Origin of the sequence: Pseudomonas bananamidigenes, assembly GCF_001679645.1 — a bacterium.
In the GTDB taxonomy this organism is placed as follows: Bacteria; Pseudomonadota; Gammaproteobacteria; order Pseudomonadales; family Pseudomonadaceae; genus Aquipseudomonas; species Aquipseudomonas bananamidigenes.
In genome coordinates, this window is the sequence record NZ_LRUN01000023.1 from 34307 (window position 1) to 51544 (window position 17238).

At 62.4% G+C, this 17238-nt stretch carries 16 protein-coding genes and 1 riboswitch; of the genes, 10 read left to right on the forward strand and 6 right to left on the reverse strand.

From position 1 onward, the window contains the following. Nucleotides 1-102 precede the first annotated feature (102 nt). Together BBF94_RS09205 and hldE are read left to right on the forward strand one after the other, a co-directional pair. Nucleotides 103-807, forward strand: a complete 705-nt coding sequence (locus tag BBF94_RS09205) for a sulfotransferase family 2 domain-containing protein (protein ID WP_065258733.1) — start codon at nt 103-105, stop codon at nt 805-807. Nucleotides 808-1015: 208 nt separating this feature from the next. Next, nucleotides 1016-2437: a bifunctional D-glycero-beta-D-manno-heptose-7-phosphate kinase/D-glycero-beta-D-manno-heptose 1-phosphate adenylyltransferase HldE gene (hldE, locus tag BBF94_RS09210; protein WP_065258734.1), complete on the forward strand. Its 1422-nt coding sequence runs from the start codon at nt 1016-1018 to the stop codon at nt 2435-2437. A gap of 60 nt (nt 2438-2497) precedes the next feature. On the opposite strand, the gene BBF94_RS09215 is transcribed toward hldE, so the two are convergent. The 4 genes from BBF94_RS09215 to BBF94_RS09230 all read right to left on the reverse strand — a co-directional run bounded on the left by BBF94_RS09215 (nt 2498) and on the right by BBF94_RS09230 (nt 6009). Continuing rightward, entirely contained in the window at nt 2498-3460 is a 963-nt protein-coding gene (locus tag BBF94_RS09215; RefSeq protein ID WP_065258735.1) for a metal ABC transporter ATPase, read from the reverse strand. Nucleotides 3461-3491: 31 nt separating this feature from the next. Next, on the reverse strand, nt 3492-4304 hold the full coding sequence (locus BBF94_RS09220; RefSeq protein WP_065258736.1) for an aldo/keto reductase: 813 nt from the start codon (nt 4302-4304) through the stop codon (nt 3492-3494). Then, a complete protein-coding gene (locus tag BBF94_RS09225; protein WP_065258737.1) occupies nt 4301-5476 on the reverse strand; it encodes an NAD(P)/FAD-dependent oxidoreductase in 1176 nt (391 codons plus the stop codon). Before BBF94_RS09225 ends, BBF94_RS09220 begins: the two co-directional genes overlap by 4 nt. 200 nt (nt 5477-5676) lie before the next feature. Next, the gene (locus tag BBF94_RS09230) at nt 5677-6009 is read right to left on the reverse strand and encodes a DMT family transporter (RefSeq protein ID WP_065258738.1); all 333 of its coding nucleotides are present in this window, start codon (nt 6007-6009) and stop codon (nt 5677-5679) included. Between the two features lie 102 nt (nt 6010-6111). Here BBF94_RS09230 and BBF94_RS09235 point away from each other — a divergent pair, with 102 nt between their 5' ends. Beyond that, nucleotides 6112-7014, forward strand: a complete 903-nt coding sequence (locus BBF94_RS09235; RefSeq protein ID WP_065258739.1) for a LysR family transcriptional regulator — start codon at nt 6112-6114, stop codon at nt 7012-7014. Between the two features lie 11 nt (nt 7015-7025). Continuing rightward, entirely contained in the window at nt 7026-8306 is a 1281-nt protein-coding gene (gene waaA, locus BBF94_RS09240) for a lipid IV(A) 3-deoxy-D-manno-octulosonic acid transferase (RefSeq protein WP_065258740.1), read from the forward strand. A 31-nt stretch (nt 8307-8337) separates the two neighbouring features. Here the strand turns inward: waaA and BBF94_RS09245 are convergent, their stop codons facing one another. After that, nucleotides 8338-9771 (reverse strand): TolC family outer membrane protein, encoded by a 1434-nt coding sequence (locus BBF94_RS09245; protein ID WP_065258741.1) that lies wholly within the window; start codon nt 9769-9771, stop codon nt 8338-8340. A 219-nt stretch (nt 9772-9990) separates the two neighbouring features. Further along, a riboswitch (TPP riboswitch) is annotated at nt 9991-10096 on the forward strand. Between the two features lie 146 nt (nt 10097-10242). Between BBF94_RS09245 and thiC the strand changes: the two genes are divergently transcribed. Together thiC and cytX are read left to right on the forward strand one after the other, a co-directional pair. Next, nucleotides 10243-12132 carry a phosphomethylpyrimidine synthase ThiC gene (thiC, locus tag BBF94_RS09250; RefSeq protein ID WP_065258742.1) on the forward strand — a complete coding sequence of 630 codons (1890 nt, stop codon included), beginning with the start codon at nt 10243-10245 and terminating at the stop codon, nt 12130-12132. Between the two features lie 140 nt (nt 12133-12272). Continuing rightward, complete coding sequence (gene cytX, locus BBF94_RS09255) at nt 12273-13565, forward strand: putative hydroxymethylpyrimidine transporter CytX (RefSeq protein ID WP_065258743.1); 1293 nt, start codon at nt 12273-12275, stop codon at nt 13563-13565. On the opposite strand, the gene BBF94_RS09260 is transcribed toward cytX, so the two are convergent. After that, complete coding sequence (locus BBF94_RS09260) at nt 13534-14280, reverse strand: RsiV family protein (protein ID WP_065258744.1); 747 nt, start codon at nt 14278-14280, stop codon at nt 13534-13536. The genes cytX and BBF94_RS09260 overlap by 32 nt on opposite strands. 229 nt (nt 14281-14509) lie before the next feature. Here BBF94_RS09260 and BBF94_RS09265 point away from each other — a divergent pair, with 229 nt between their 5' ends. The 4 genes from BBF94_RS09265 (at nt 14510) to BBF94_RS09280 (ending at nt 17217) form a co-directional block, all read left to right on the forward strand. Beyond that, on the forward strand, nt 14510-15127 hold the full coding sequence (locus tag BBF94_RS09265; protein ID WP_065258745.1) for an NUDIX domain-containing protein: 618 nt from the start codon (nt 14510-14512) through the stop codon (nt 15125-15127). Further along, complete coding sequence (locus BBF94_RS09270) at nt 15118-15570, forward strand: DUF1249 domain-containing protein (RefSeq protein WP_065258746.1); 453 nt, start codon at nt 15118-15120, stop codon at nt 15568-15570. Before BBF94_RS09265 ends, BBF94_RS09270 begins: the two co-directional genes overlap by 10 nt. A gap of 126 nt (nt 15571-15696) precedes the next feature. Further along, a complete protein-coding gene (gene cpdA, locus BBF94_RS09275) occupies nt 15697-16512 on the forward strand; it encodes a 3',5'-cyclic-AMP phosphodiesterase (protein ID WP_065258747.1) in 816 nt (271 codons plus the stop codon). Between the two features lie 96 nt (nt 16513-16608). After that, nucleotides 16609-17217, forward strand: coding sequence for a YqiA/YcfP family alpha/beta fold hydrolase (locus BBF94_RS09280; RefSeq protein ID WP_065258748.1), 609 nt, complete (start codon nt 16609-16611; stop codon nt 17215-17217). Nucleotides 17218-17238 lie beyond the last annotated feature (21 nt).

The window sequence follows — 17238 nt, forward strand, 5'->3', positions numbered from 1 at the left end:
TCTTGACCAAACCTGCATAAAACCCGACACCGCGCTTGTTAAGGTTCCCGGAAGAACTCTGACTTCCATCGAAGGGGCCATCCCCGTCGCACGGGTACTTTCATGCTGCAACGCTATCTGTGGAAGCTGCTGCCCAAACCGCAGCGAGCTTTTCTGCTGGGGCGCCTGTCCGTGGTCGATCGACAGGCGGTAAACAAATCCATGTCGGCGAACCTGCGCTTTCCCGAAGCCTTCGACCGGCGATCCTGTCTGTTCATTCATGTTCCCAAGTGCGCCGGCAGCAGTGTGTGCGAGGCGATGTTCAATGGCTGGCGTCCCGGTCATCTGCCGTTGTACTGGTATGAAGAGCAGTTTCCTGCGGAGTTCGCCGCCGCCTTCAAATTTGCCTTCGTGCGTGATCCGCTGGAGCGTGCCTATTCGGCCTATGCTTTCCTGCACGGCAACGAACTGAGCGGGCGCGATCACGCCGCGCAGCAGTTGGTCAGGCACTACCGCGACTTCGACGATTTCGTTGCGCGCTGGCTGCATGCCGACACGATCGGGCGACAATTGCACTTCGTCGCGCAAACCGACTTTCTCACTGATTCGCTGGGCCGGCTCGCCATGGACTTCATCGGGTATCAGGAGCATCTGGCGCGGGATTTCCAACTGGTGTGCGAGCGTCTCGGGCTGACAAGCCAGCTGCAACACTTCAATGGTTCCAGGCAGCGTCGCCCGCAGCCGGCGCGTGACTTCTGTACGCAACGCACCCGGCGCCTGGTACGGCGAGTCTATGCGCGAGATTACGAGATGCTTGGCTATGAGTGAGGCACCTTATGAAGTCTCGCTGGCGACCGAGTGCCGGATCGATACCGATGAGGTCGAACTGGCCGACGCCTGCCATCGACTGGCGGTCCTGTTGCTCAACAAATGAGCAGAAAAGCCTCTCGTTTCATCCAGTTGCAGCCGCCGCACAAGCCTTCGCCCACCCTGTGTTAATATCGCGCCCCTGTTCATTTTGTATGTGGGTTGCTCCATGAAGTTGTCCATGCCGCGATTCGATCAAGCCCCTGTCTTGGTGGTCGGCGATGTCATGCTCGACCGTTACTGGCATGGTGGTACCTCACGGATTTCCCCTGAGGCGCCGGTACCGGTTGTCAAAGTCGAGCAAATCGAAGACCGCCCGGGCGGTGCCGCCAACGTTGCCCTGAACATTGCCGCGCTGGGTGCGCCGGCGTCGCTGGTCGGTGTGACCGGTGACGACGAAGCCGCCGACAGCCTGAGCAACAGCCTCAAGGGGGCGGGCGTGCGCGCCTTGTTCCAGCGCATTGCGCACCAGCCGACCATCGTCAAGCTGCGGGTCATGAGCCGGCACCAGCAATTGCTGCGTATCGATTTCGAAGAACCGTTCGCCACCGACGCGCTCGCGCTCGCTTCCCAGGTCGACGACCTGCTGGAAGGCATCAAGGTGCTGGTGCTTTCCGACTACGGCAAAGGCGCTCTGAAAAACCATCAGGCGCTGATCCAGGCCGCCCGGGGCAAAGGCATTCCGGTGCTGGCCGACCCGAAGGGCAAGGATTTCTCGATCTACCGGGGTGCGAGCCTGATCACCCCGAACCTCAGCGAGTTCGAAGCCATCGTCGGTGGTTGCGCCGACGAACACGAACTGGTGAGCAAGGGCGCGAAACTGATGCACGACCTTGAACTCGGCGCTCTGCTGGTCACCCGTGGCGAGCACGGCATGACACTGCTGCGTCCGGATCATCCGGCGCTGCACCTGCCGGCCCGGGCCCGTGAAGTGTTCGACGTGACCGGTGCCGGGGACACGGTGATTTCTACCCTGGCGGCGGCGATTGCAGCAGGCGAAGAACTGCCGCACGCGGTGGCACTGGCCAACCTGGCGGCGGGCATCGTGGTCGGCAAGCTGGGTACGGCGGCGATCAGCGCCCCGGAACTGCGCCGTGCGATTCAGCGTGAAGAAGGTTCCGAGCGCGGTGTGCTGGGTCTGGAACAACTGCTGCTGGCAGTCGCCGATGCCCGGGCGCACAACGAGAAGATCGTGTTCACCAACGGCTGCTTCGACATTCTGCACGCGGGCCATGTGACCTACCTCGAGCAGGCGCGAGCGCAAGGCGATCGCCTGATCGTCGCGATCAACGACGACGCGTCCGTCAGTCGCCTGAAAGGCCCGGGCCGACCGATCAACAGCGTCGACCGGCGCATGGCGGTACTCGCCGGACTGGGCGCGGTGGACTGGGTGATCAGCTTTCCTGAAGGCACCCCGGAAAACCTGCTGCGCGAGGTCAAGCCGGATGTGCTGGTGAAGGGCGGTGACTATGGCATCGACCAGGTTGTCGGCGCCGATATCGTCAAGGCTTACGGTGGCACCGTGAAAGTGCTGGGGCTGGTGGAAAACAGCTCGACCACGGCGATTGTGGAAAAGATCCGCGGTAATTGATTCAAGCCAATTGTGGCGAGGGAGCTTGCTCCCTCGCCACACAGGCCTGCCGCTTGGCTTTCAGCCCGCCTTGCGCGGCACGATCTTCTTCAGCAGTTGCTTCGCTTTGCCGCGTAGCCGCGCCAGGCCAGAGTCCTTGGTCGGAGGCGTCAAACCTTGCTGGCGCAGCCAGTCCTTCCAGCGAATCCGCTCATCGCGCACCAGCCAGCCGTCCTGCCGGGCGAAACTCTCCGCCAGATACAGGCCGCGAGTGCCTGCCGGGGATAGTTGACCCTTCTTCAGCGTATACAGCTCGGGCAGTGGTTCGCCGTCCTGCAACGGCATCAGGTACAGGTCGGGGCGTTTGCGGTCGAGCCGGGCGACCAGTTGATCGCCTTCCAGTCGTTCGTCGACATGGAACAGGCTCAGGTTCTTGGCTTCCTTCGGCACATCGAGCCGCAGGTCGTAGATCAATTGCAGGGAAGCGGTCGGCAGGTGAACGTACGCCCGTGGCCGTTCGACCAGTTGCAGGTTGGCGCAGCGCACCGGGCGCGCCGAACCGGACAGCGGCGTCAGGCGAAAGGGCAGGGCCTCGCGGTAGTGCAATGCCGAGGCATAGGGCGCCGGCAGCCAGGTGTCGTTGAAGCGCCCGCCGAGCCAGCCTTCCGGGGTTTCCAGCAGACATTCTTCGGCAATCTCCTGGATCGCCGTGTGCAACGGGATATTCAGTTCGTGAGCCGGCACGTAGCCGGAAATCAGTTTGAGCACCACGTCGCCGCGATCCTGCCGGCGCTGGCGCACCAGCACCCAGTAATCGCGGTTCTGCCAGTGCAGGGTCAGGCGCACCGAAACGCCGAGGTTGGCCAGTTCCAGCGCAAAGCGCTCGGCGTCGGCCACGCTGACCGGTTTGCGCCGTTGCAGGGTCTGGGCGAAATTCAGCGGCCTGCCTACGCTCTGGTAGGTCAGGCCCTCGGGCGTCGCTTCGACGAACAGCGGCAGCGTCTTGAAGTTGCTCGGATTCTTTCTGATGAGCGTACGCGGCATGTCGGCTCCTGCTTAAGGCCGCGGGGCGGCGTCAGTGACCACGAAGGACCCGGGCAACGGTCGCAACGTTGTGGGCGAGGTGCAGCGGATTGATTGTCCCGACAATGGCACTGGCCACGCCGGGCTGGGCGAACAGCAACTCGAAGCTGGCGCGCACCGGATCCACGCCGGGACTCAGGCACACGTGACCGCTGGCCAGGGCTTTCTTCACCAGAATGGCTTTGCCGTGGTCAGCAGCATAGTCAATGACTGCCTTCTCGTTTTGTTCGTTCAGATTGTAGGTGACCATCGCGCAGTCGCCTTGCTCCAGTGCCTTGAGGCCACCTTCGACGGTTTTGCCGGAGAAACCGAAACCGCGAATCTTGCCCTCGGCCTTCAGTGCCGCGAGGGTTGCGTAGACTTCGCTGTCGTCAAGAATAGCCATGTCATTGCCATCCGAGTGCACCAGCACCAGATCGATGAAGTCGGTTTCCAGGCGCTTCAGGCTGCGCTCGACCGACATCCGGGTGTGGGCGGCGCTGAAGTCGTGGGTCGACTGGCCATCGGTAAATTCTTCGCCGACCTTGCTGACGATCACCCAGTCCTTGCGTTCGCCACGCAGCAGCGGGCCGAGGCGCTCTTCGCTGCGGCCATAGGCCGGGGCGGTGTCGATCAGGTTGATGCCCAGTTCCCGCGCCTGTTTGAGCAGCATGCGTGCGGCGTCGTCATCGGGGATCTGGAAGCCGTTGGGGTATTTCACGCCCTGGTCGCGGCCAAGTTTGACGGTGCCCAGGCCCAGCGGTGAAACCAGCAGGCCGGTACTGCCCAGCGGGCGATGCAGATCGTGCAGGGTCGGCAGGCTCATGGCAGCAGTTGCTCCCATGCAGGAACGCCCATTGGCGGTTTCGGCAATTCCGGCAACGGCGCCGGATGGCCCGGCTGGATGCCGTCGCGCTCCAGAGAGGCGATCACCCGGTCAGCGAAGTCCGGGGCCAGGGCCAGTTTGGTCGGCCAGCCAACCAGCAGGCGACCCTCTTCGGCGAGAAACGCGTTGTCCGGACGAGTCAGGCCGGTTTGCAGCGGTTCGGCGCGGTCGACGCGCAAGGTCGCCCATTGCACGTTGCTCAGGTCGATCCAGGGCAACAACTGTGCGATTTCCTTTTGTGCGGTGGCGATCTGTTCGGCGGGCTCACGGGCCACGCCTTCGGACTCGGCAATGTCGCCACCCATGTACCAGACCCATTGGCCGTCGGCGGCCGGGTGCGTGGTCACGGTGATGCGCGGCTTGGTGCCGCCACCCAGGCAATGGGCGTACAGCGGCTTCAGGCCCGGGCCCTTGGCGATGATCATGTGCAGCGGCCGGCGTTGCATGGCCGGTTGGGTCAGGCCGAGAGTTTCCAGCAGCGCCGCAGTACCGGCTCCGGCGCTGAGGACGATGCGCTGGGCGTGGATTTCGCGACCGTCGACCTTCAGGCCGACCAGCACGCCGCTGTCCAGCAAAGGCTCGATGTTCTGGCCGGCGAGCAGGCCGTCACCGGCGAGGTCGGCCAGGCGCTGAATCACGCTGGGTACATCGACCACCAGTTCGGCGAGGCGGTAGACCTTGCCCTTGAAACGCTTGTCCTGCAGCGCCGGTGGCAATTGATCACCCTTGACCTGATCGACCCGGCCGCGCACCGCTTTACTGGCGAAGAAACTGGTGAGGTTGCCGGCAAGTGTACCCGGCGACCACAGGTAATGGGCTTCGGACAGCAGACGCACACCGGAAAGGTCGAGTTCACCATCGCCGGCCAGGGCTTCGCGCCAGCGGCGCGGCATGTCGGCGATGGCTTCCGAGGCGCCGGTCAGCGCGCCGTGCAATGCGTACTTGGCGCCACCGTGGATGATGCCCTGGGATTTCACGCTCTGTCCGCCGCCAAGGCTGGCGCTTTCCACCAGCACGGTCGAGAAACCCTGGCGTCGCAGGCGCGCGTTCAGCCAGAGGCCGGCGATACCAGCGCCGACAATCAGCACGTCGGTGGAAATGGGAGATGGCATGCAACGACCTCAGTGTTCAAGACGAGGGCGCAGTATACAGACTCGGGGAAAAGGGGATTTGTCGATGATCAACAAGGCTGATGCAATCCGGATGTGAGAACGAGCCTGCTCGCGAAGAGGGCGTATCAGTTGCCGGTGACATATCTGACACTACGCTTTCGCGAGCAGGCTCGCTCCCACCGGGATCTGTGTAATACAGGTCAATGGCCAGCGGTTTTCGAGAAGAGCTGGATGACCACCACACCGAGCACGATCAAGCCCATCCCGAGCATCGCCGGAATATCCAGCTTCTGACCGTAGAGGAACAGCGCCGCAACGCTGACCATCACGATGCCCATGCCGGCCCACACCGCATACGCCACGCCCACCGGCACGCTGCGCACTACCAGCGTCAGCATCCAGAAGGCGATGGCGTAGCCGACGATGACCAGCACGAGGGGCAATGGCGTGCTGAAACCTTTGACGGCCTTCATCGAAACGGTGGCGATCACTTCGGCGCAAATGGCAATAGCCAGATAGACGTAAGCGTTCATGTTCAAATCCTCGTGCGAAGTGTTGCTTTCTGAGGCGGCATTCTAGTGAGTCCCCAGATGGGGTAAAGTCATTACCTATCTGTTCTGGAGATGGGTTGCCTGATGGACATGCAATGGAATCTGGATCAATTGCGCCTGTTTGTGGCGGTGGCCGAACAGCGGTCGTTCTCCGCCGTGGCGCGCCGGCAACACAAGGCGCAATCGGCGATCAGCAGCGCCATTGCGATGCTGGAGGACGACCTCGGCGTCAGCCTGTTCGAACGTAGCAGCGGGCGTCAGCCGACTCTGACCGAAGCGGGCGAAGCCTTGCTTGAAGAGGCGCGGGAAGTGCTGCGTCAATGCGAGCGCCTGAATGGCCGGGCCATGGCCATGGTGCGCGGTCAGGAAGCACAGTTGCGGGTCGCCCAGGATGAAGCGATGCCTTATCAGGCGCTGGTTGAAAGCTTCGGGGCGCTGGCCGAACAGTTTCCGAGCCTGGAGGTACAACTGACCAGCGCCGCCCAGGGCGAGGTGTCGCGCAAACTGGTGGAGCGCCGGGCCGATCTCGGGTTGCTGTTCTATCACGATGAAATCCCCGAAGCGCTGGAGCGCCGGGTGTTGGGCAGTGTGGAAATGGTCACGGTCTGTGGCGTCAACCATCCGCTGGCCGTGCAGTCTTACGTCACTTGCCAGCAACTGGCGCAACATCGCCAACTGCTGATGTCGACACAGACCAGTGTCTACCCCGGCAACGAACCGGCCAGTCCGCAGGTCTGGCGCGCCGACAGTTTCTACGTCATGGCTGAATGGCTGGTGCGCGACCTCGGCTGGGCCTGGCTGCCGCGCCATGTGGTGCAGTATTCGGCGTATCAGGGGCTGATGGTGGAACTGGACAGCGAATGGACGCCGCCGGCGCTGGTGGTGGAACTGGTCTGGCGCCGTGACGAACCGCTGGGGCCGGCGGCGCGCTGGCTGGCGGAGCGATTTGCCATACACCTGCGGGCGATCGGCGGCAAAAGTCGATAAACTCCGCCGCCATGAATAGAACTCTGTACACCGCGCTGTTTTACCTGGGGCTGCCATTGGTGGCGATTCGGCTGTGGCTGCGTTCGCGCAAGGCGCCGGCGTATGCCAGACGGATTGGCGAACGCTTCTCCTATGGCATGCCGACATTGCAACCCGGTGGCATCTGGGTTCACGCCGTGTCGGTGGGCGAAAGCATCGCGGCCGCGCCGATGATCCGTGCGCTGCTGCAACGTTATCCACACCTGCCGATCACCGTGACCTGCATGACACCGACCGGCTCGGAACGCATTCAGGCGATGTTCGCCAATGAACCGCGCATCCGGCATTGCTACCTGCCGTACGATTTGCCCTGCGCGGCGGCGCGTTTTCTTGATCGCGTGCAGCCCCGGCTTGCCGTAATCATGGAAACCGAACTGTGGCCCAATCACATCCATCAGTGTGCCAAGCGCGGGATCCCGGTGGCGCTGGCCAACGGACGCCTGTCCGAGCGTTCGGCCAAAGGCTATGGCCGGTTCAGCAAACTGATCGCACCGATGCTGGCCGAGATGAGCCTGTTCGCCGTGCAGACCGAAGCCGAAGCCCGGCGCTTTCGTGATTTGGGCGCACGCCCGGAGACGGTCGAGGTCACCGGCTCGATCAAGTTCGATCTGACCATCGACCCGCAATTGCTGCAACGCGCCGCTGAACTGCGGGGCCAATGGCAGGCGCAGGAGCGTCCCGTGTGGATCGCTGCCAGCACCCATGAGGGCGAGGACGAAGTGGTGCTCGATGCCCATCGTCGCCTGCTGGCCAACCATCCCGATGCGCTGCTGATTCTGGTGCCGCGTCACCCGGAACGTTTCAACTCGGTGTTCGAATTGTGCCAGCGCGAAGGTTTCGCCACGGTGCGTCGTTCGACCGGTGCAAACGTCGATGCCGCCACCTCGGTGCTGTTGGGCGACACCATGGGCGAATTGTTGTTTCTCTACGCCCTGGCCGACAGCGCGTTTGTCGGCGGCAGCCTGGTGGCCAATGGCGGCCACAACCTGCTGGAGCCGGCGGCTCTGGCGAAACCGGTGATCAGCGGCCCGCACCTGTTCAACTTTCTCGACATCGCCGCACAGCTGCGTGATGCCGGCGCGTTGGCCGAGGTGGATGACGCCGAAGGTCTGGCGACGCAAGTGCAGCGCCTGTTCGAGTTGCCGCGTGATGCTCAGCGCATGGCCGAGGCCGGGCTGAAGGTGATGCGCCGCAATCAGGGCGCGTTGCAGCGCTTGCTCGATGGCCTGGGACGATTGATCGACCGCCCATAAAAAAACGCAGCCCCAAGGCTGCGTTTTTTGTTCAAGGCCGGGCCTTGAGCTGTTCTTCGGCAGCCTTGGCCAGATCCGGCGGCAGGAAATCCTTGTCCGGGTTGTAGTCGGCCTTCAGGTAGCGGGTCAGATCCTGCAAGTCACCGGGGTTCAACGTCCCCGCCGCCTGCTTCAGGCGCAGGTTGTCGAGAATGTAGTCGTAGCGGGTGTTGTTGTAGTTGCGCACCGAGGTATAGAGCTGGCGCTGGGCGTCGAGCACGTCGACGATGTTGCGCGTCCCCACCTGATAACCGATTTCCGTGGCTTCCACCGCGCTCTGGTTGGAGATGATCGACTGGCGACGCGCCTGCACCTGTTCGACGTCGGTATTCACCGCACGGTGCAGGTTGCGGGTGTTTTCAACGATCTGCCGGCGCAGGCTTTCGCGCTGCTGCTCGCTCTGATCCAGTTGTGCATAGGACTGGCGCACCTGAGAGCTGGTCAGCCCACCGCTGTAGATCGGGATGTTCAGTTGCAGGCCCACGGTGCTTTGCTCGACGTTGCCGTGATAAGGCGTGCCGAAGGCGTTCGGGTTGGAGAAACCGAGGGCGTCGTTGTCGCCTTTTTCGTATTTGGCCACGGCGTCGAGGGTCGGCAGGTGACCGGCCTTGCGTTGTTTCAGTGTTTGCTCGGCGGAGCTCACCGCATAGTTGCTGGCCAGCAGATTGAGGTTCTGCTTGGCGGCGGTGTCGACCCAGGCCTTGGCGTCGTTCGGCGCCGGCGGCAGGATCGGCAGGGTGTGGACGATGCCCTGGATCGAGTTGTACTGACGGTTGGTCAGGGTAATCAGCGCTTCGAACGCATCTTCGACCTGACGCTGCGCGACGATCCGGTTGGCCCGTGCGGTGTCGTAACTGGCCTGCGACTGCAGCACGTCGGTCTTGTCCGACAGGCCCACGTCGAAGCGCTCGTTGGACTGGTCGAGCTGGCGCTTGAACGCGGCTTCTTCAGCCTTGGTCGAGGCCAGGTTGTCCTGGCTGCGCAGGACGTTGAAGTAGCTTTCGGCCGATTGCAGGATCAGGTTCTGTTCGGTGGCCGACAGTTGCAGCGCGGCCTGCTCGTTGACGTCCTTGGCGGCCTGGTACTGGAACCAGCGATCGGCGCGGAACAATGGCTGCGCCAGCGTCGCCTGATAGGAATGTGCGCTGCGGTTGGCAATGGCCGATGGCTGGTCGATCGAGGTGCGCACGGCGGCGGTTTCGGCACCGCCGGAGAGGTTCGGCAGCAGCCCGGCGCGGGCCTGTGGCACGACTTCTTTCTGGGCACCGTACTGGGCGCGGGCGGCGGCCAGATCGGCGTTGTTGTCGACCGCTTCCTGATAGACGCTGACCAGATCGGTCCGGGTCGACAACGGCGCTTCCGCTGCCCAGACCATTGCGTTGGACGCACAAGACACGGCAACAGCCAGTGAGAGTTTGCGCAGCATGAGGCGATCCCTAGCATGAATATTATGGAAATAATCCGGGCGCCAAAGGTAGGGCGCGGGCACTGCATCGTCAAGGCTTGGCGCCAGGGCGCAGCAGGGCAAAGCGAGTGTAGTTGTGCATTGAGGCGCTCACAATCCTGTCGGCGCCCGCAATTGCGCCATTCATCATGGTGTTTGCCGCGGTGTTGGCGTTCTTTGCCGGTTGTGTCTAGACTGGCCGGGTTCTTGTCGGGGTGCCTTGCTATGAGGCTGAGATCGAATAATTTCGGATCCCGTTGAACCTGATCAGGTTAGCGCCTGCGTAGGGAACAAGATTTCTCGTCACCCGGCGAGTCCTCTTGTGCTTCGTCCGGGAAATTGTTCGACAATCGAACGCTCGACGACGATGCACAGCACCAGTCCCGGTGCGTCCGTGCCTTTCAGGTTCTGCTCCGACAATCCACTGCCTGGATGCTGTCTGGAGAGCCCGTGATGACTACAAAATCTAAAAACGCGATCAACCTGAGTGACTCGGCCAAGGTCGACGAGCAGTCGGTTCAACCGTTCACCCGTTCGCAGAAGGTCTACGTTCAGGGCTCCCGCCCGGACATCCGCGTGCCGATGCGCGAAATCACCCTCGATGTGACTCCGACCGACTTCGGCGGCGAAATCAACGCGCCGGTCACCGTCTACGACACCTCGGGCCCGTATACCGATCCGAATGTGGTGATCGATGTCCGCAAAGGTCTGGGCGACGTGCGTTCGGCGTGGATCGATGACCGTGGCGATACCGAGCGCCTGCCGGGCCTGAGCTCGAAGTTCGGTCAGGAGCGCCTGGCCGATCCGGAGCTGACCAAACTGCGTTTCGCCCACGTCAACAACCCGCGCCGGGCCAGGGCCGGGGCCAACGTCAGCCAGATGCACTACGCGCGCAAAGGCATCATCACTGCCGAGATGGAATACGTCGCCATCCGCGAAAACATGAAGCTGCAAGAAGCCCGCGCTGCCGGCCTGCTGAACCAGCAGCACGCCGGCCACAGTTTCGGCGCGAGCATTCCGAAAGAAATCACCCCTGAGTTCGTGCGCGAGGAAATCGCCCGTGGCCGCGCGATCATTCCCGCGAACATCAACCACGTCGAACTGGAACCGATGATCATCGGTCGCAACTTCCTGGTGAAGATCAACGGCAATATCGGCAACAGTGCATTGGGTTCGTCCATCGAAGAAGAGGTGGCGAAACTGACCTGGGGCATCCGCTGGGGTTCGGACACCGTCATGGACCTGTCCACCGGCAAACACATTCACGAAACCCGTGAATGGATCATCCGCAACTCGCCGGTTCCGATCGGCACCGTGCCGATCTATCAGGCGCTGGAAAAGGTCAACGGCGTGGCCGAGGACCTGACCTGGGAGCTGTTTCGCGACACGTTGATCGAGCAGGCCGAGCAGGGCGTCGACTACTTCACCATCCACGCCGGCGTGTTGTTGCGCTACGTGCCGCTGACCGCCAAGCGTGTGACCGGCATCGTGTCCCGTGGCGGTTCGATCATGGCCAAGTGGTGCCTGGCGCATCACAAGGAAAACTTCCTCTACACCCACTTCGAGGAAATCTGCGAAATCATGAAGGCCTACGACGTCAGCTTCTCGCTGGGCGACGGCCTGCGTCCGGGCTCGATTGCCGACGCCAATGACGAAGCGCAGTTCGGCGAACTGGAGACCCTGGGCGAGCTGACCAAGATCGCCTGGAAGCACGACGTGCAATGCATGATCGAAGGCCCGGGTCACGTGCCGATGCAACTGATCAAGGAGAACATGGACAAGCAGCTGGAGTGCTGCGACGAGGCGCCGTTCTACACCCTCGGCCCGCTGACCACCGACATTGCACCGGGTTATGACCACATCACTTCGGGTATCGGTGCGGCGATGATCGGCTGGTTCGGTTGCGCGATGCTCTGCTACGTGACGCCGAAGGAGCACCTGGGTCTGCCGAACAAGGATGACGTGAAGACCGGGATCATCACCTACAAGATCGCGGCGCACGCCGCCGACCTTGCCAAGGGTCACCCGGGCGCGCAGATCCGCGACAACGCCCTGAGCAAGGCGCGGTTCGAGTTCCGTTGGGAAGACCAGTTCAACCTCGGCCTGGACCCCGACACCGCCCGTTCGTATCACGATGAAACCCTGCCGAAGGACTCGGCGAAGGTCGCGCATTTCTGTTCGATGTGCGGGCCGAAATTCTGCTCGATGAAGATCACCCAGGAAGTTCGCGAATACGCGGCCAACCAGCGGATCGACACGGTTGACGTGGACGTCGCCCAGGGCCTGGCGGAACAGGCCGAGCGGTTCAAGAAGGAAGGCAGTCAGCTGTACAGGAAGGTTTGATCGGACCTGAAAGAGTGGGGCCTGTAATGGCCCCTTCGCGAGCAAGCTCGCTCCCACATTTGAATGCATTCCAAAGTGGGAGCGAGCTTGCTCGCGAATACGGTCGACACAACAACAAATGTCCCTCTGAGATAACATCCTTGAGCATTCAACCCGGTACTTATTCCCCCGACCTCGCCGTGCCCGCCGACAGGCGTGTCTTCGGCGGTCGCGACCTGTTTTCCCTGTGGTTTTCCCTCGGCATCGGCCTGATGGTGTTGCAGACCGGTGCGCTGCTGGCGCCGGGGCTGGGCCTGTCGGGATCGTTGCAGGCGATCTTTCTGGGCACGCTGGTCGGCGTGCTGTTGCTGGCCGCCGTCGGCGTGATCGGCAGTGACACCGGCCTGTCATCCATGGCGGCGCTGAAGCTCAGCCTGGGCAGCAAGGGGGCGAGCCTGCCGGCGCTGCTCAATCTGCTGCAACTGATCGGCTGGGGTTCGTTCGAAATCATCGTCATGCGTGACGCCGCCAGCCTCCTCGGCACCCGAGCGTTCAGCGAAGGTTCGCTGTGGGCCAGCCCGATGCTGTGGACGTTGTGCTTCGGTGTGCTGGCGACGTTGCTCGCCGTCAGTGGTCCGCTGACATTCGTGCGCAAGATCCTGCGCAAATGGGGTATCTGGCTGATTCTGGCCGCGTGCATCTGGCTGACCTGGAACCTGTTCGCCAAGGCCGATCTGGCTGCCTTGTGGGCACGGGCCGGGGATGGTTCGATGCCGTTCGCCGTGGGCTTCGACATCGCCATTGCGATGCCGTTGTCGTGGTTGCCCCTGATTGCCGACTACTCGCGTTTCGGCAAGCGGGCGAAGAACGTATTCGGCGGTACGGCCGTCGGTTTCTTCATTGGCAATTTCTGGCTGATGAGCCTGGGCGTCGTCTATACGCTGGCGTTCGCGCCGAGCGGCGAAGTCAACGCGCTGTTGTTGGCACTGGCCGGTGCCGGCCTTGGAATTCCACTGTTGCTGATTCTGCTGGACGAGTCGGAAAACGCCTTTGCCGACATTCATTCGGCGGCGGTTTCCAGCGGGATTCTGTTGCGTTTGAAGGTCGAGCATCTGGCGCTGGTCATAGGCGTGATCTGCACCTTGATCGCGTTGCTCGCGCCGTTGGCGCAATACCAGAATTTCCTGCTGCTGATCGGCTCGGTGTTCGCGCCGCTGTTCGGCGTGGTGCTGGTGGATCACTTCATCCTGCGCAAGCGCAGCGCTCAGGTGGCCTCGGCCGCATTGCGCTGGCCGGCGCTGTTGGCCTGGCTGGGTGGCATCAGCACCTATCACCTGCTGGCCAATCTGTATCCGGATGTCGGCGCAACCCTGCCGGCGCTGGTCCTGGCAGGGCTGCTGCAACTGGTGCTGGGCCGGGCTTTCAGTTACGGCCGGGAAACAGCTCGGGCTTGATGATGCCGTTCAGGCGCGGATAAGGGATCTTCAGTTCGACGTGGCCCAGCGCATAAGGCGCGATGGTGGTCACGTCGTACTTGAGGATCACGCCGCCGTAGGTCAGTGCCACATGCGGGGTTTTGACGAACGGCCAGTTCTTCACGTACTCCGGTTCCTGATCGAGTTTGGTGCTGATCAGCCAGCTGTTATGCGCCACTTGCGCAGCCTTCCAGAAGGCGTCTTCCTGGCCTGGCACCAACATGTCCGAGAGGCTCAGCACCTTGTGCTGCTGGCGCGAATAGTTGATGAAACCGCGCCCCGGCGTGCCGTGCGCGCCACCGGTGTCGAGGTAGCTCGAGACTTCGATAATCACCAGACCGTCATGCTGCTCGCGTACTTTCGCCTGCAAATAGCTGCTGTTGCGCGGCCCCGCAGTGCGCAGGAATTGCTCGCGGTAAGCCGCCAGAGTCGGCGCCACCGGTGCGTTCGGCTCGGTGCGGGTAAATTGCAGCAGGCGTTTTTCGATGATGCCGTCCAGCGCAGGTTCGGCCGGGAAGTGCAGGGTATCGATATTCACCAGCGGGCAGTCAGGGTTGGAACAACCGGGTTTCAGGGTTTCCGAGGCGTCGCGGGTGGTTTCCAGCGGCGTGCGGTAGTTGGGCTGGAACAGGCTGGCGCAGGCGCCCAGGGTCAGGGCGATGGCCGCCACGGAGGCGATTTTGAAAAGCGACATGGGCGTCCTTTCTGAAGCAGGGGAAGGCAAAAAGTTACCGCTTCGACTCTCAACGAAGCGGTCAGTTCGCCACTAAGCTAATTAGAGTGGGTTTCGCCTCCACCGTCCATCCCGCTGACGGTAAAGGGGCTGCATCAAATGTCGCGGGCGCGTTAGGATGGCGCGAAGTCGAGGTGGCCCGTCACAAAAAAGGAACCTCGTATTGGATCTGCAGTAAACGAGGATGCCCATGACCGATCTTGCCAAAGCCACTCCAGCCGCCATCGACATCGTGCGGCGCGAGCAATGTTACAAGGGCTTCTACAAGCTCGACCGTGTGCATTTGCGCCACGAACTGTTCGCCGGCGGCATGAGCCGCGAGATCAATCGTGAAGTGTTCGTGCGCCATGACGCCGTATGCCTGTTGCCTTACGACGCGCAACGCGACGAGGTGGTGCTGATCGAACAGTTTCGCGTCGGCGCCATGGGCAAGACCGCCAACCCGTGGCTGGTGGAGCTGGTCGCCGGTCTGATCGACAAGGAAGAAGTGCCGGAAGAAGTTGCTCGCCGTGAAGCGCAGGAGGAAGCTGGGCTCGACATCAAGGCGTTGTGGCCGATGATGCAGTATTTCCCGTCGCCGGGGGGCAGCAACGAGTTCGTGCATCTGTTTCTGGGGCGCTGCAGCACCGAAGGCGTGGGCGGCCTGCATGGGCTGGCGGAAGAAGCGGAAGATATCCGTGTCACGGTCTGGGCCTTCGAAGATGCCCTGCAGGCCGTGCGCGACGGTCGGATTGCCAATGCGGCGAGCATCATCGCCTTGCAGTGGCTGGCGCTCAATCGCGCCGAAGTGAGGGGGCTATGGTCGTAAACAAACTGCGCGATCGCTATCGTGTCGACCTCGCGGGCCTGCAGGCCGCCTGCGAGGCCAACTACGCGCGCCTGATGCGACTGTTGCCGGACATGCGCCGCCATCCTGAAGCGCGGCGCATCGCCGTGACCCAGGGCGACCAGATGCTGGGCGTGCTGGCCATCGAAGTGTTGCAGACCTGCCCGTACACCACGACCCTGCAAGTGCGGCAGGAGCACAGCCTGCCGTGGCTGCCGGTGCCGCAGCTGGAAGTGCAGGTCTACCACGACGCGCGGATGGCCGAAGTGATCAGTGCCGAACATGCACGACGCTTTCGCGGCATCTATCCTTACCCGAACGCGGCCATGCACCAGCCGGATGAAAAATCCCAGCTCAATCTGTTCCTCGGCGAATGGCTGAGCCATTGCCTGGCCTGCGGTCACGAGTACGCCGCCGTTCGCTAGCGTCGATCGCTTCGATAACTGCGGCAAGTTGTGAACTGCGTCCGGTTCGGCGGTTTCTTCCCGGGGGCATCCCCCAGCATAATTGCGAACCTGTCCGATCCGGCGATTCCGCCTTGGGAGAACGCCTTGCCGAGCGTATCGACTCTGACCACCGCCGATGCGGCGTTGCTGGTGCAACTGTCCGACAGTCATCTGTTCGCCGAGGCGGACGGTGCACTGCTGGGCATGAAGACTCGCGAGAGCCTGCAAAAGGTCATCGAGCTGGTGCTTGAGCAACAGCCGCGAATCGATCTGATGATCGCCACGGGCGATCTGTCCCAGGACGGTACGCTGGAGTCCTATCAGCATTTTCGCCAGTTGACTGCGCAGATCCAGGCACCGGCCCGCTGGATCCCCGGCAATCACGATGAACCGCAGATCATGCAAATGGCCGCGGTGCAGAGTGCGCTGCTGGAACCGGTGGTGGACATCGGCAACTGGCGCGTGACCCTGCTCGATTCGGCGGTGCCGGGCTCGGTGCCGGGGTACTTGCAGGATGACCAGCTGCAATTGCTGGCCCGCGCCTTGAGCGAAGCGCCGGAGCGGCATCATCTGGTGTGTTTCCACCATCATCCGGTGTCGATCGATTGCGCCTGGATGGAGCCGATCGGCTTGCGCAATCCGGAAGCCTTTTTCGACGTGCTCGACCGTTTCCCGCAAGCTCGTGCCGTGCTCTGGGGACATGTGCATCAGGAGATCGATCGCGAGCGCAACGGCGTGCGGCTGATCGCCTCGCCATCGACCTGCATTCAGTTCGAGCCGGGCAGTGAGGACTTCAAGGTCGGCGAACAGGCGCCGGGCTATCGCTGGTTGCGACTGCTGCCGGACGGGCGGATCGAAACGGGTGTGGAACGTGTCACCGATTTCCGGTTCACGGTCGATTACGGCTCCAACGGTTACTGACTCCGGGGCGCAGCGCTGATTTCCTCGGGTGCTGGCCCAACGACCCTCGACTCCCTGTAAACTCCGCTTTCTTTAGCCGACATCCAGGGAGCTCAAATGTCCGGTTCGATCCTCTATATCCACGGTTTCAACAGCGCACCGGCTTCCAGGAAGGCCTGTCAGCTGGTCGAGGTGATGGAACGGCTGGGTCTGAGCGATCGACTGCGTGTCCCGGCATTGCATCATCACCCGCGGGAAGCCATCGGTCAGCTGGAGCAGGCAATCGCCGAACTGGGCCGGCCGTTGCTGGTGGGAAGCTCGCTCGGCGGCTACTATGCGACTCACCTGGCCGAGCGCCATGGCCTGAAAGCCCTGCTGGTCAACCCGGCCGTCAGTCCGCACCGGATGTTCGACGGATACCTGGGCACCCAGAAAAACCTGTACACCGACGAAACCTGGGAGTTGACCCACGACCATGTGACGGCCCTGGCCGAACTGGAAGTGCCGGCGCCGCAGGATCCGCAGCGTTATCAGGTATGGTTGCAGACCGGGGATGAAACGCTGGATTATCGCCTTGCCCAGCAGTATTACCGCGCCTGTGCCTTGCGCATTCAGGCCGGTGGCGACCACAGTTTTCAGGGATTTGTTACACAATTGCCGGCATTGCTCAGCTTTGCCGGGATTGGCGCCGATACCTATCAGGCAATCGACTTCAACACACTGTGAAGCCTTGCCCCATTTTCATTG

Coding starts and splice junctions, on each gene's coding strand:
- BBF94_RS09225 (WP_065258737.1), bottom strand. CDS start 5,476: ATGCCATCTCCCATTTCCACCGACGTGCTGATTGTCGGCGCTGGTATC.
- BBF94_RS09235 (WP_065258739.1), top strand. CDS start 6,112: ATGGACATGCAATGGAATCTGGATCAATTGCGCCTGTTTGTGGCGGTG.
- BBF94_RS09270 (WP_065258746.1), top strand. CDS start 15,118: ATGGTCGTAAACAAACTGCGCGATCGCTATCGTGTCGACCTCGCGGGC.
- BBF94_RS09265 (WP_065258745.1), top strand. CDS start 14,510: ATGACCGATCTTGCCAAAGCCACTCCAGCCGCCATCGACATCGTGCGG.
- BBF94_RS09220 (WP_065258736.1), bottom strand. CDS start 4,304: ATGAGCCTGCCGACCCTGCACGATCTGCATCGCCCGCTGGGCAGTACC.
- hldE (WP_065258734.1), top strand. CDS start 1,016: ATGAAGTTGTCCATGCCGCGATTCGATCAAGCCCCTGTCTTGGTGGTC.
- BBF94_RS09205 (WP_065258733.1), top strand. CDS start 103: ATGCTGCAACGCTATCTGTGGAAGCTGCTGCCCAAACCGCAGCGAGCT.
- BBF94_RS09245 (WP_065258741.1), bottom strand. CDS start 9,771: ATGCTGCGCAAACTCTCACTGGCTGTTGCCGTGTCTTGTGCGTCCAAC.
- BBF94_RS09260 (WP_065258744.1), bottom strand. CDS start 14,280: ATGTCGCTTTTCAAAATCGCCTCCGTGGCGGCCATCGCCCTGACCCTG.
- waaA (WP_065258740.1), top strand. CDS start 7,026: ATGAATAGAACTCTGTACACCGCGCTGTTTTACCTGGGGCTGCCATTG.
- BBF94_RS09215 (WP_065258735.1), bottom strand. CDS start 3,460: ATGCCGCGTACGCTCATCAGAAAGAATCCGAGCAACTTCAAGACGCTG.
- BBF94_RS09230 (WP_065258738.1), bottom strand. CDS start 6,009: ATGAACGCTTACGTCTATCTGGCTATTGCCATTTGCGCCGAAGTGATC.
- BBF94_RS09280 (WP_065258748.1), top strand. CDS start 16,609: ATGTCCGGTTCGATCCTCTATATCCACGGTTTCAACAGCGCACCGGCT.
- thiC (WP_065258742.1), top strand. CDS start 10,243: ATGACTACAAAATCTAAAAACGCGATCAACCTGAGTGACTCGGCCAAG.